General features: G+C 74.5%; 11 protein-coding genes. 5 read left to right on the forward strand and 6 right to left on the reverse strand.

The features are described from left to right. Positions 1 to 9: 9 nt before the first annotated feature. Complete coding sequence (lipB, locus tag ACFYV5_RS33240; RefSeq protein WP_355109060.1) at positions 10 to 819, reverse strand: lipoyl(octanoyl) transferase LipB; 810 nt, start codon at positions 817 to 819, stop codon at positions 10 to 12. A 302-nt stretch (positions 820 to 1121) separates the two neighbouring features. Here lipB and ACFYV5_RS33245 point away from each other — a divergent pair, with 302 nt between their 5' ends. After that, positions 1122 to 2690, forward strand: coding sequence for a regulator (locus tag ACFYV5_RS33245; RefSeq protein WP_355109062.1), 1569 nt, complete (start codon positions 1122 to 1124; stop codon positions 2688 to 2690). A 31-nt stretch (positions 2691 to 2721) separates the two neighbouring features. On the opposite strand, the gene ACFYV5_RS33250 is transcribed toward ACFYV5_RS33245, so the two are convergent. Both ACFYV5_RS33250 and ACFYV5_RS33255 read right to left on the reverse strand, forming a co-directional pair. Beyond that, entirely contained in the window at positions 2722 to 4221 is a 1500-nt protein-coding gene (locus ACFYV5_RS33250; RefSeq protein WP_389174852.1) for an NAD(P)/FAD-dependent oxidoreductase, read from the reverse strand. A gap of 223 nt (positions 4222 to 4444) precedes the next feature. Continuing rightward, positions 4445 to 5341, reverse strand: coding sequence for a TIGR01777 family oxidoreductase (locus ACFYV5_RS33255; RefSeq protein WP_355109066.1), 897 nt, complete (start codon positions 5339 to 5341; stop codon positions 4445 to 4447). A gap of 46 nt (positions 5342 to 5387) precedes the next feature. Here ACFYV5_RS33255 and ACFYV5_RS33260 point away from each other — a divergent pair, with 46 nt between their 5' ends. Continuing rightward, complete coding sequence (locus ACFYV5_RS33260) at positions 5388 to 5888, forward strand: GNAT family N-acetyltransferase (protein WP_389174856.1); 501 nt, start codon at positions 5388 to 5390, stop codon at positions 5886 to 5888. 813 nt (positions 5889 to 6701) lie between these two features. Here the strand turns inward: ACFYV5_RS33260 and ACFYV5_RS33265 are convergent. Further along, positions 6702 to 7337: a TetR family transcriptional regulator gene (locus tag ACFYV5_RS33265; RefSeq protein WP_389174859.1), complete on the reverse strand. Its 636-nt coding sequence runs from the start codon at positions 7335 to 7337 to the stop codon at positions 6702 to 6704. A gap of 136 nt (positions 7338 to 7473) precedes the next feature. Between ACFYV5_RS33265 and ACFYV5_RS33270 the strand changes: the two genes are divergently transcribed. Beyond that, positions 7474 to 8259, forward strand: coding sequence for an SDR family NAD(P)-dependent oxidoreductase (locus tag ACFYV5_RS33270; protein ID WP_389174862.1), 786 nt, complete (start codon positions 7474 to 7476; stop codon positions 8257 to 8259). A gap of 35 nt (positions 8260 to 8294) precedes the next feature. On the opposite strand, the gene ACFYV5_RS33275 is transcribed toward ACFYV5_RS33270, so the two are convergent. Continuing rightward, entirely contained in the window at positions 8295 to 8813 is a 519-nt protein-coding gene (locus ACFYV5_RS33275; RefSeq protein ID WP_355109272.1) for a DUF4240 domain-containing protein, read from the reverse strand. Between the two features lie 99 nt (positions 8814 to 8912). On the opposite strand from ACFYV5_RS33275, the gene ACFYV5_RS33280 reads away from it, so the two are divergent. Continuing rightward, entirely contained in the window at positions 8913 to 9839 is a 927-nt protein-coding gene (locus ACFYV5_RS33280) for an SDR family oxidoreductase (RefSeq protein ID WP_389174865.1), read from the forward strand. A 5-nt stretch (positions 9840 to 9844) separates the two neighbouring features. Here the strand turns inward: ACFYV5_RS33280 and ACFYV5_RS33285 are convergent, their stop codons facing one another. Next, positions 9845 to 10819 (reverse strand): GlxA family transcriptional regulator, encoded by a 975-nt coding sequence (locus tag ACFYV5_RS33285; protein WP_389174868.1) that lies wholly within the window; start codon positions 10817 to 10819, stop codon positions 9845 to 9847. A 153-nt stretch (positions 10820 to 10972) separates the two neighbouring features. On the opposite strand from ACFYV5_RS33285, the gene ACFYV5_RS33290 reads away from it, so the two are divergent. Then, the gene (locus ACFYV5_RS33290; RefSeq protein WP_389174871.1) at positions 10973 to 11446 is read left to right on the forward strand and encodes a hypothetical protein; all 474 of its coding nucleotides are present in this window, start codon (positions 10973 to 10975) and stop codon (positions 11444 to 11446) included. Positions 11447 to 11540 lie beyond the last annotated feature (94 nt).

Genomic DNA, 11540 nt, shown 5'->3' on the forward strand with positions numbered 1-11540 from the left:
CTGCATTCCTCAGGCCGAGGCGATCTCGGCCGGACGCTCCACCTCGCGCGGCTTCAGGTCCGCGTTCTCCAGGACCTCCCGCAGGTGCTTCTCGACCACCGGCAGGACCTCCTCGATCGTGACGTCCCGGCCGAGCTCGCTCGCCAGGGAGGCCACCCCCGCGTCCCGGATCCCGCACGGGATGATCCGGTCGAACCAGACGTTGTCCGGGTTCACGTTCAGGGCGAAGCCGTGCATCGTGACGCCCTTGGCGACGCGGATGCCGATCGCGGCCAGCTTGCGGTCCTCGCGGCGCTGGCCGGCGTTGGACGGGGCGTACTCCGGGCCGTTGAGCCGCGGGTCGAACTCGGGGTCGGTCAGCCGGGGGTCGAAGTCCAGCGACAGGCCGCCGAGCGCCGGGCGCTCCTCCACCGGGTCGCCGAGCACCCAGACACCGCTGCGGCCCTCGATGCGGGTGGTCTCCACGCCGAACTCGGCGGCCGTACGGATCAGCGCCTCTTCCAGGCGGCGGACGTGCGCGACGACGTCGACCGGGCGCGGGAGCTTGAGGATCGGGTAGCCGACGAGCTGACCCGGACCGTGCCACGTGATCTTTCCGCCGCGGTCCACGTCCACGACGGGCGTCCCGTCCAGGGGGCGCTCGCTCTCCTCGGTGCGCCTGCCCGCCGTGTACACGGGCGGGTGCTCCAGGAGCAGACACGTGTCGGTGATCTCGTCGGCGAACCGGGCGGCGTGCACCTCGCGCTGCTTGTCCCAGGCCACCTGGTACTCGACGGCGTCCTCACCGAAGCCCAGACGGACGAATCGCAGCTCACTCACGGCAGTGCCTCCTCCTGGGTGCCCGTGCCGGGTTCCGGGGATCGTCCCGGGGCCGGGTCGGCACCATGCGTCATTCGCGCCCATGCCACTGTACGGCGGCGCCGAGGACACCGGTCCGGCAGGTTCGGCAGGGGGCCGGGGTGAGGGCGGCCACGTCAGCAGCGGCGTCAATCCTCACACGATCGGATGAATGTGGGGCGAAGGAGGCGGTATGGGCGCTGAGGGCCGCTAAATTCGCGCCGTTCCATGAGGGTCCATACGGGCTTGCCCCCGGGCCCGGAAGGCAGGAGACCGCACAGCTGATGACGGAACGACCCCCGCAGCGCATCCCGAACCGCCAGCTCGCCGCGCTCATCGCCGAAGCCGGGTTCTCCAACGCGGGCCTGGCCAGAAGGGTGGACCAGCTCGGCCTTGAGCACGGACTCGACCTGCGGTACGACAAGACCTCCGTGACCCGCTGGCTGCGCGGTCAGCAGCCGCGGGGCACCACGCCCGCGCTGATCGCCGAGGTCTTCACCCGGCGCCTGGGCCGCCGCCTCTCCGCGCAGGACCTCGGCCTGGACGCCTGCGCCCCCGTCTACGCGGGCCTGGAGTTCGCGGCGACGCCCGAGGAGGCGGTCGACATCGTCAGCGGGCTGTGGCGCAAGGACTCCGGCAGCCATGTCGAGCTCCGCAAGATCGCCTTCACCCCCGCCGGTCTCGTGGTGCCGAGCCGGGACTGGCTGATCGGCCGGGCGGACGAGCGGGTGGCCCGCGGGGACACGGCGGCGCCGAACGGCCGCCTCGGCCCGGACGGCCGGCTCGCGAGCGACCCCCGCCTCGACCCGCGCCCCGGCACCGAGGGCCGTACGGCTCCGGACGCCGGACGGCTCGCCACCGACACGCGCCGCCCGGCCCAGGACCCCCGGGTCCCGCCGCAGGGCCGGCCCACCGTCCCCCGTCAGCGTGGCACCGACCGCAGCCCCGGACAGCGGGTCTCCAGCGGCGACATCGCCGCCCTCCGCTCGGTCGGCGAACTCTTCCGCACCCTCGACCACGCCTACGGCGGTGGCCACGCCCGCCAGGCCCTCGTCCGCTACCTGGAGCACGAGGCGGAGCCGATGCTGCGCGGCACGTACGGAGAGTCCGTCGGCCGTCGCCTCTTCGCCGCCGCCGCCGACCTGACGAGACTGGCCGGCTGGACCTCGTACGACATCGCCGCCCATGGCCTGGCCCAGCGGTACTTCGTCCAGGCGCTGCGGCTGGCGCAGGCCGCGGGGGACCGCGCCTACGGCTCGTACGTCCTGATCACCATGAGCCGGCAGGCGGTGTACCTCGGCCACGGGCGTGAGGCCGTCCAGCTGGCGCGGGTCGCCCAGCAGGGCGTCGGCTCGTCCGCGCCGCCCGTCGTCCAGGCGCTGCTGCACGCGGTGGAGGCGCGCGGGCACGGCGTGCTCGGGGAGGCGCGGGCCTGCGGCGCCTCGCTCGCCCGGGCCGAGCGGGCGCTCGAGGCCGCCCGGCCGGGCGACGACGTGCCGTACTGGGCGCGGCCCTTCGACGAGGCGCAGCTCGCCGACGAGTTCGGCCACTGCCACCGGGACCTCCAGCAGTACCGCCCGGCCGCGCAGCACGCCGAACGCTCCCTGCAGCTCCGCGCGCCCGGCTTCGCCCGCAGCCGCCTCTTCTGCCGCGTGGTCCTCGCCACCGCCCGCCTCGGCCTCGGCGAGCTCGACCAGGCGTGCGCCCTGGGCGCGGAGGCGGCCCAGCAGGCCTCCGAGATGCGCTCGGCCCGCGCCGTGGAGTACGTACGGGACTTCGAGCGCCGCCTGGAGCCGTACCGCGACGCGGCCGCCGTCCGCACCTACCGCGACCGCGTGGCGGCGATCGGCTGACCTGACCGGGCCCGACCGGGGCTGACCCGGCCTACGCCGCCACCTCCGCCGCCGTGCCCAGCGGGGCGCGGACGCCCAGATCCGTCAGGAGGGCGTGGGCCGCGCGTCGGCCCGAGACGAGGGCCCCCTGGACGGTGGAGGTGTCCCGGTGGTCGCCGCAGACGTACAGACCTGCGAGGAGGCGTACGGAACGGCGTGGGTCGTGGGGCGGCGGCATCGCGGGAACGGCGTCCGGAGTGTGGTGGAGCGCCAGCAGCTCCCACTCGTCCGTCGACGTGCCGTACAGGGTCGCGAGGTGCTTGCGGACCCGGCGCTCGGGGTCGTCCGGAAGAGCGCCCAGGACCGTCGAGGTGACCAGCACCCGCCCGTCGGGGGCGCGCGTCGGGTCCACGGCGCTCATGACCGCCGTGTGCGCGACCGGGCCGCCCGGGTCGGACTCCAGGAGCAGGACCGGGGCGGCGGCGGGCGCGGCCGGAGCGGTGTGGTGCAGCACCGTGACCGGGTGGAAGGCCGGGGTACGCAGCCCGGGCAGCAAAGCGGCGGCCGTGCGGGCGCCCGTCGCCAGGACTACCGAACGGCAGCGGACCACCCCGTGCTCCGCCGTCGTCACCCTGTCGATCGAGACCTCCGTGACCCGGACGCCCGTACGGACCGTGCCGGGCGGCAGCGTCGCGGCCATCAGGTCGGGCAGCGCGGCCGACCCGCCCTCCGGGACGCACAGCCGTCCCCGGGCGAACGCGCGCAGCGCCAGATCGGTCCAGCGGCTGGAGATGGTGAGGTCGGGGTCGGCGAGCAGCGCGGCGACCAGGGGCCGCAGGACACCCTGGACGGTACGGGCCGGCAGCCGGGCCGTCAGCGCCTCCCGGGCGACCCGCTCCGGACGCGTCAGCAACCGCTGGGCGGGCGTGGCCGCGAGTCGCGCCAGCGAGGCGCCGAGACGGGCCTGATCGAGCGAGGCGGCCGGATTTCGAGGGGCGCTCGCAAGGGCGCGCGCCACCGTGAAAGCGCCCCCTACGCCCCAGGGGGCGTGGGGGGACCCCCTCCCTACGCCCCAGGGGGAGTGAGCGGGCACCCTCCCTACGCCCCAGGGGGAGTGAGCGGGCATCCTCCCCGAGGACGCTCTGACCGACGACGTCCTCACCGACGACGTCCTCCCGGAGGCCCCCCGTCCCACGCCCCGGGCGGATCCCGCGCGCCACGGCGCCGGCGGGAACGGTTCGCCGATCCTGACGTACCGTCCGTCGTTGTGCACCAGCGCTCCCGGTGCGAACGGCCGCAGGACCACCCCACCCAGACCGGGAGTCCGGGCCAGTTCCGCGTACGAGGTGGTCAGCAGTGGCCCGACCCGGTCGAGCCGGAAGCCGTCGATCTCGTCGGTGGCCATCCGGCCGCCGACCCGCGGCCCGGCCTCCAGGACGGTGACAGCGATTCCGGCGCTGGTCAGCCGGTGGGCGACCGCGAGCCCCGCGATCCCGGCTCCCACGACGACGACGTCCGTGACGGCGTCCGAATGACGTGCGGTACTGAGCACGTGCCCCTCCCCAGGTCGGCGCGGCTGGTGGGAGGCCTATGCCCCCAACCGGCCCCAGGAATGCCCCGGTTCGCATCAAGAGCCTGCAAGCCTAGGCAGCGCTTCGACGGGCGCCAGCCGCGCGCGGTGGGGTGCACGAAGCACGGGGTCGCACGCCCCGTGCCCCCCGGCTGTGCCCTCGCCCGTGCCCGTGCTCGTGTTCTCGCCCGTGCCCCGCCCTGCCTCAGGCGGCCGCGCGGATCGACTCGTCGATCGTGGGGAACGCGAACCGGAACCCGGACTCCAACAAGCGGCCCGGCAGCACCCGCTGACTGCCCAGCACATCCTGCGCGAAGTCGCCGAGCACGAGCCGGAGCGCCGGCGCGGGGACGGCGCAGACCGTGGGGCGGCGCAGGACGCGGCCCATCGACGCCGTCACCTCGCGGTTGGTGACCGGGTCCGGGGCGGTCAGGTTCACCGGGCCCGAGAGGGAGTCGGTGTCGATCAGATGCCGCAGGGCGGCCACCTCGTCGTGCAGCGAGATGAAGCTCCAGAACTGGCGGCCGTCGCCCATCCGGCCGCCCACCCCGGCGCGGAAGACCGGGAAGAGCCGGCCCCACGCGCCGCCCTCGCGGGCCACCACCAGGCCCGTGCGGGCGTACGCGACCCGGATGCCGGCCTCCTCGGCGGGGGCCGCCGCGGCCTCCCACTCCACGCACACCGAGGGCAGGAACCCCTCGCCCGCGGGCGCGCTCTCGTCCACCGCCCGGCTGCCGGTGTCGCCGTAGTAGCCCAGCGCCGTGCCGCACACGAGTACCTTCGGCGGGTCCGCGAGCGAGGCGAGGGCCTGGGAGATCGCCGTCGTACCGAGCACGCGGCTGTCGCGGATCTCCTTCTTGTACGCCTCGTTCCAGCGGCGCTCACCGACCCCGGCGCCCGCGAGATGGACGACCGCCTCCACGCCGACGAGCCCGGCCGCGTCCACGTACAGCCGGGCCGGGTCCCACTCGACCTCGTCCGCGGCCCGGGCGGGCCGCCGCACCAGACGCGACACCTGATGGCCGTCGGCGCGCAGGGAACGCACCAGGGCGGAGCCGATGAGTCCGGAGGCGCCGGTGACCGCGATTCGGGAGGGTTGCATGGGGTCATCCTGCCCTCCTCGGGGCGGGCGTGGCAGAGTGTCTGACATGATCGCGCCGGAGACGCACATACGACGGGCCCTCGCCGCCGACGAGGAGGCCCTCGGGGAGCTGGATCGCGCCACCTGGTCGCCGCTGCACGCCGTGCAGCCCGCCCCGGAGCCTCCGTACGCCCCGTTCTTCGACGAGCGGCACCGTCCTGAGGACTATCTGGTCGCCGAGGTGGGGGAGGCCGTCGTCGGCTATCTGCGGCTCGTGACGCCCACGCCGCTCGCGTGCAACGCGCACGTCCGCCAGATCCAGGGCCTCGCCGTCGCGGAGAGCGCCCGGGGCCGGGGCGTGGCCCGTGCGCTGCTGCGGGCCGCCATGGCGGAGACCCGACGGCAGGGCGGCAACCGGATCACCCTGCGCGTCCTCGGCCACAACAAGCCGGCGCGAGCCCTCTACGAGTCCGAGGGCTTCGTGGTCGAGGGCGTCCTGCCCGGCGAGTTCTTCCTGGGCGGGACGTACGTCGACGACATCCTGATGGGCCGCCCGATCCCGGCCTAGCGGCCAGGTCCCCCTGGCGGGGTCCGGTTCCTGGCCTAGCGGCCAGGTCCCCCTGGCGGGGTCCGGTCCCGGCCTAGCGGTCCGGTGCCGGGGATCGTCCCTCGGCAGCCGCGTCCCGGCAGCCACGCCCGAGCAGTCACGTCCCGGCGGTGCCTCCCGGCGGCCAGCCACGTGCCCGCGGTCGCCTCCCAGCAGCCAGGTTCCGGTGGCCCCGTCCCGGCGGCCTCGTCCCAGCGGCCCCGGCCTGGCGGTGGCGTCTCGGCGGTCGCCTCCCGGCGGTCACGTCCGGTGGTGCCTCCCGGCGGTCACCCCTACCTACCAGCCACGTGGCCCGCGGTCGCCTCCCAGCAGCCAGGTTCCGGTGGCCCCGTCCCGGCGGTCACCTCCCGACGGCACCTGCCCGGCAGTCGCCTCCCTGGCGGGCGCCTCCCGGCAGCCGCGTCCTGCCGGTCACGGGCCAGCGGCCGTGTCCCGGCGGCCACGGCCCCGCAGCCAGGTTCCGATGGCCAGGTCCCGGCAGTCGCCTCCCGGAGGCCCCTTCCCAGCGACCCTCGCCCGGCGGTCGCCTCCTGGCGGCCTCGTCCCAGCGGCCCTGGCCCGGCGGTCGCCTCCCGGCGGCACCTGCCCGGCAGTCGCCTCCCTGGCGGGCGCCTCCCGGCAGCCGCGTCCTGCCGGTCGGGCCAGCGGCCGTGTACCGGCGGCCACGGCCAGCAGTCACCTCTCGGCGGCCACGGCCAGCAGTCACCTCCCGGCGGCCACGGCCCCGCAGCCGCGGCTCAGCAAGCCGCGGCCCGGCGGCCACGCCACCGGCGTTCATTGCCCCGGTGTCAGCGGGGCCATTCCGCCCATCAGTTCGCGGAGGCAGCGCACCGCGAGTTCGGCCGGGGCGCCCTTGCCGCGGACCGGTGCGTCCGTCTCCGACCATGCCTCCAGGGCCACCCTGATCGCGTCGGTGGCCGCCGCCGCCGCGAGTCGTACCTCCAGCGGGTCGGCGTCCGGGCCCGCCAGCTGGGCCACCACGGCGAGGAGCTTCTCCTCCGACTCCTGGTTGACCCGGTACCAGACCGCGCGCAGCGCCGGGTCCTCGGCGGCCGCCCGCAACAGCCCGCGCGTCCACCGCAGCCCCTCGGCCGCCTCCTCGTCGGCCGCCGCGAGCGCCTCCGCGATCGAACGCTCCAGCGCGGCCGGCACGGTCGAACCCGGCTCGGCCGCCGCGAGCGACTCCCGCCAGCGGTCGGCGCCGCCCGCGAGGAGCGGGGCGACGGCGTCCTGCTTGGAGCGGAAGTAGCGGTAGAAGGTCCGCAGGGCCACCCCGGCGCGCAGGGCGATGTCCTCGGCCGTCGTGTCGTCCGGGCCGCGCTCGGTGAAGAGCTCGGCGGCCGCCCGGGCGATGTCGAGCTGGGTGGCGGCCTTGCGGCGCTCCGTCAGGGAGGGGGGCTTGGTGCTCACCGTACGAAGAGTACGCCCGGCCCTGCCTACCCTGCATTTCGTGCACTCATGGCAAAACGTGCCACTCAGGCGTACGGTGGCCGTGCATCGAGAGGCTCCCCCCGAAGAGCCCCGTCATCGAGAGGTCGGACAGGACATGAACCGCTACGAAGGACGCCGCGCCCTGATCACCGGTGGCGGCTCCGGCATCGGCCAGGCCACCGTGCTCCGCATACTCGCCGAGGGCGGCGACGTCGTCGCCGCGGACATCAGCGAGGACGGCCTGAAGGACACCGTCGCCAAGGCGGGCAGAGACGCGGACCGCCTGACGACCGTCGTCGTGAACGTCGCCGACGAGGCATCCGTACGCGCGGGCGTCGCCGCCGCCGTCGAGGCGCTGGGCGGCCTGGACGTCCTGGTCAACGCCGCCGGCATCCTGCGCTCCTCGCACACCCACGAGACGAGCCTCGACTCCTTCGAGCAGGTCCTCCGGGTCAACCTGACCGGCACCTTCCTGGTGATCCGCGAGGCGATCCCCGCCCTCCTGGAGGGCAACGGCTCCGCCGTCGTCAACTTCTCGTCGACCTCGGCGATGTTCGCCCACCCGTACATGGCGGCCTACGCCGCGAGCAAGGGCGGCATCCAGTCCATGACCCACGCGCTCGCCGCCGAGTACGCCAAGCAGGGCATCCGCTTCACGGCCGTCCAGCCCGGCTCCATCTCCTCCGGCATGACCGACGGCACCGGCGCGAGCCGGCAGTCCGTCGGCCCCGGTCTGCCCGAGGACGCCGACTTCGGCCTCTTCGCGAAGCTCGCCCCCGCCCTCGGACAGGGCTTCGCCGGACCGGAGACCGTCGCCGGTGTCGTGGCCATGCTGGCGAGCGAGGACGGGACGTTCATCACCGGCACCGAGGTCCGCATCGACGGCGGCACGCACTTCTGACGACCGCCGCGGTCTTCCGGCGACGGCCGCAACCCCTACGTCCCGAAGCGTTCCCAGAGCTGCGGGAACCGCGCCGCGAGCACCTTCTCGTCCTCCAGGTCGAACGGGGATCCCTCCGGCTCCGCCGGCTGCGGAGGGATCCCCAGATCCGGTGCCTCGGCGCCGGTGAGCTGTTCGTACGCCTCGTCCGCCGCGAACCCGAGCTCCTCGCCGTCCCCGTCGATCTCCTCGTCGAAGTCGTCGAGAAGCTCGGCCAGCGCGTCGGGGTCGTGGACCGCGCCCTCGAAGACCTCCCGGCCCTGCCCGATCAGCCAGCAGCGGAAGTAGTCGAAGACGTCGTCGCTCGCCCCGTCGAGCAGGACGGCCGCGGCGCCCCACACATCCCAGCGGTAGGCGCGGTTGTAGCGGGCCTCGAAATGGCGGGCGAAGTCGAGAACGGACTCGGGGTCGAGCTGCAGCAGCCGCTCGACGAGCAGGTCGGCGTGTTCCTCGGGGTCGCCCTCGGCGGCCTCGCGGGTGGAGTCGATGATCTCCCAGAACTCCGTCTCGTCCATCACGGGTCAAGCATCGTGCTTGGGGGCGGGCGACGCACCCGGAAACCGCCAAAATGAATCCGGACAGGAGATGTCGTATTTTCCTGTCACTGTCGTTCCATGACGACGGAGACGAAGCCGCTGAGCGGCAGGATCGCACTGGTCGCGGGCGCCACGCGAGGCGCCGGACGGGCCATCGCCGTGCAACTGGGCGCGGCGGGAGCCACCGTGTACGTGACGGGGCGCACCACCCGGGAGAGGACCAGCGAGGTCGGCCGCGCGAGCGAGACCATCGAGGAGACGGCCGAGCTCGTGACGGCGGCCGGCGGCGAGGGCATCGCGGTGGTGGCGGACCATCTGCGGGTCGAGCAGGTACGGGCGGTGGTCGCCCGGATCGACGCCGAGCAGGGCCGCCTCGACATCCTGGTCAACGACATCTGGGGCGGGGAACACCTCCTCGTCCCCGCGTTCGGGAAGAAGATCTGGGAGACCGACCTCGACAGCGGGCTGCGGATGCTGGAGCTGGGCGTGAAGACCCACGCCATCACCAGCGCGGTGGCGCTCCCGCTGCTGGTCCGCCACCCGGGCGGGCTGGTCGTCGAGGTGACGGACGGCACGGCCGAGTACAACACCCGCTTCCGCGAGAACTTCTTCTACGACCTCACCAAGAACGCGCCGATCCGGATGGCGTTCGCCCTCGCGCACGACCTGAAGGACGTGGACGGCACCGCGGTGGCCGTCACCCCGGGCTGGCTGCGCTCCGAACAGATGCTGGACCACTTCGGCGTGAGCGAGGCGAACTGGCGCGACGCCACCGAGAAGCTCCCCGACTTCGCGGTCGCCGAGTCCCCGGTCTACGTCGGCCGCGCCGTCGCCGCCCTGGCGGCCGACCCGGAGCGGGCCCGCTGGAACGGCCGGTCGCTCTCCAGCGGACAGCTCGCCAAGGAGTACGGCTTCACGGACGCGGACGGCTCACAGCCGGACGCCTGGGGCTTCATCATCGCCAAGGAGACGGACGAGAACGTGTCGGTCGACGACTACCGGTAGGCGTGTCACCGGGGCGCGCGTCGGGTCTGCGTCGCCCGGAAGCGGGCGGGGGAGATCCCGTACCGGCCGACGAACGCCTGACGCAGCGTCTCGGCGGTGCCGAACCCGCAGCGGGCGGCGACGCTCGCCACGGGCAGCTCGGTCGACGCGAGGAGCTGCGCTGCCGCCTCCGTGCGGGCGCGCCGGACGTACCGGCCCGGCGGCTCCCCGAGGTGCTCCGTGAACAGCCGTGAGAGGTGACGCGGGGTCACGCCCGCGCGGGCGGCCAGGGCCGCCGGGCCCAGATCCTGGTCCGGGTGGGCGGCGATGTGCTCGACGAGCGCGCGGACCAGGTCGTCGCGGGGCGGCGGGGCGGCCGTGAACAGGCTCATCTGCGCCTGTGTCCCGGGCCGTTGAAGATAGACGACCAGATGGCGGGCGACCTCGCGGGCCAGCTCCTGGCCGTGGTCCTCCTCGATGAAGGCGAGGGTGAGGTCCATCGCGCTGGTGACGCCCGCCGACGTGTACACGTTCCCGTCGCGGATGTAGATCGGGGCGGCGTCCACCTCGATCTCCGGATGGCGGGCGGCGAGCCGCGGCGCGAACTGCCAGTGCGTCGTGGCGCGACGGCCGTCGAGGAGCCCGGCGGCGGCCAGCACGCCCGCCCCGGTGCACACCGAGGCCACCCGCCGGCTCTCCTTGGCCAGCCGCCGGACGTGCCCCACGAGCCGTCGGTCGTCGGCGGCCCGCTGGACCCCGACACCGCCCGACACGATCAGCGTGTCGATCGGGCCGACGAGCCGTTCGAGAGAGTGCTGGCTCTGCAGGGAGAGCCCCGAGCCGCAGACGATCGGACCGCCGCCCGGGCCGACCACGCTCACCCGGTACGGCACCGCGGGCTCCCCGAGGCCGTTGGCCATCGCCAGACTCGTGGTGACCCCCGCGATGTCCAGCAACTCGGCCGATTCGTAGCCGACCACCACCATGAGCCGCTCCGCCATGCGGTGACCCTATGCCGGAAGGACGGGTACCCCAAGGCCCCGGACAGGGGCCCGGCTTCCGCACGCCAGCGGCGGTGGCAGGGCCGCAGAGTGACGAGTGAACCGCCCGCCCGCTGCTCACGACACCCTTCACGACACTCCTCGGGAGACGCCATGACGATCGGCTCCACGCGCGACGGCCGGGACGACGGGACGCGTACGACGTCTTCGCGGACCGGCGCGGCCCGTCTGATGCGCGCACTCGCCCACCGGTGGCCCACCCTGCTGGCGCTCGCCCTGGCGGTCGTCACCTTCGCCGACGGCCTACCCGACCGCGCGTTCCTCGCCGGGCTCCTCGTCGTCATGCCGCTCTGCTACCTCCTCTTCGGAGCGCTGCGCGGCGAACTGCGCCCCCCGCGCGTCCTCGCCCTCCAGCTCGCCGGCCTCCTCGGCTTCGCGACCGTGGCCCTGGCCGCACTCGCCGTCGACGAGACCCTCGGACTCCGGGTCCTGGCCGCCGGCTGGCTGGCGCACGCGGTCTGGGACGCCGTCCACCACCGGACCGGGAAGGTCGTCCCCCGGCCCTGGTCGGAGTGGTGCTGCGTCGTCGACGCCTGCGGCGCGGTGGCGATGGCCGTCCTGGCCTAGGGGGTGTCTTGTCGATCAGGCCGGGCTCGCGTGCCCTGGCACCGCGTCTCGCCGCGTTGTCGTCGGTCGCCAACTCCCCCGTAGCCCTTCGGGC

Origin of the sequence: Streptomyces sp. NPDC003035 (assembly GCF_042888285.1) — a bacterium.
Lineage (GTDB): Bacteria > Actinomycetota > Actinomycetes > Streptomycetales > Streptomycetaceae > Streptomyces.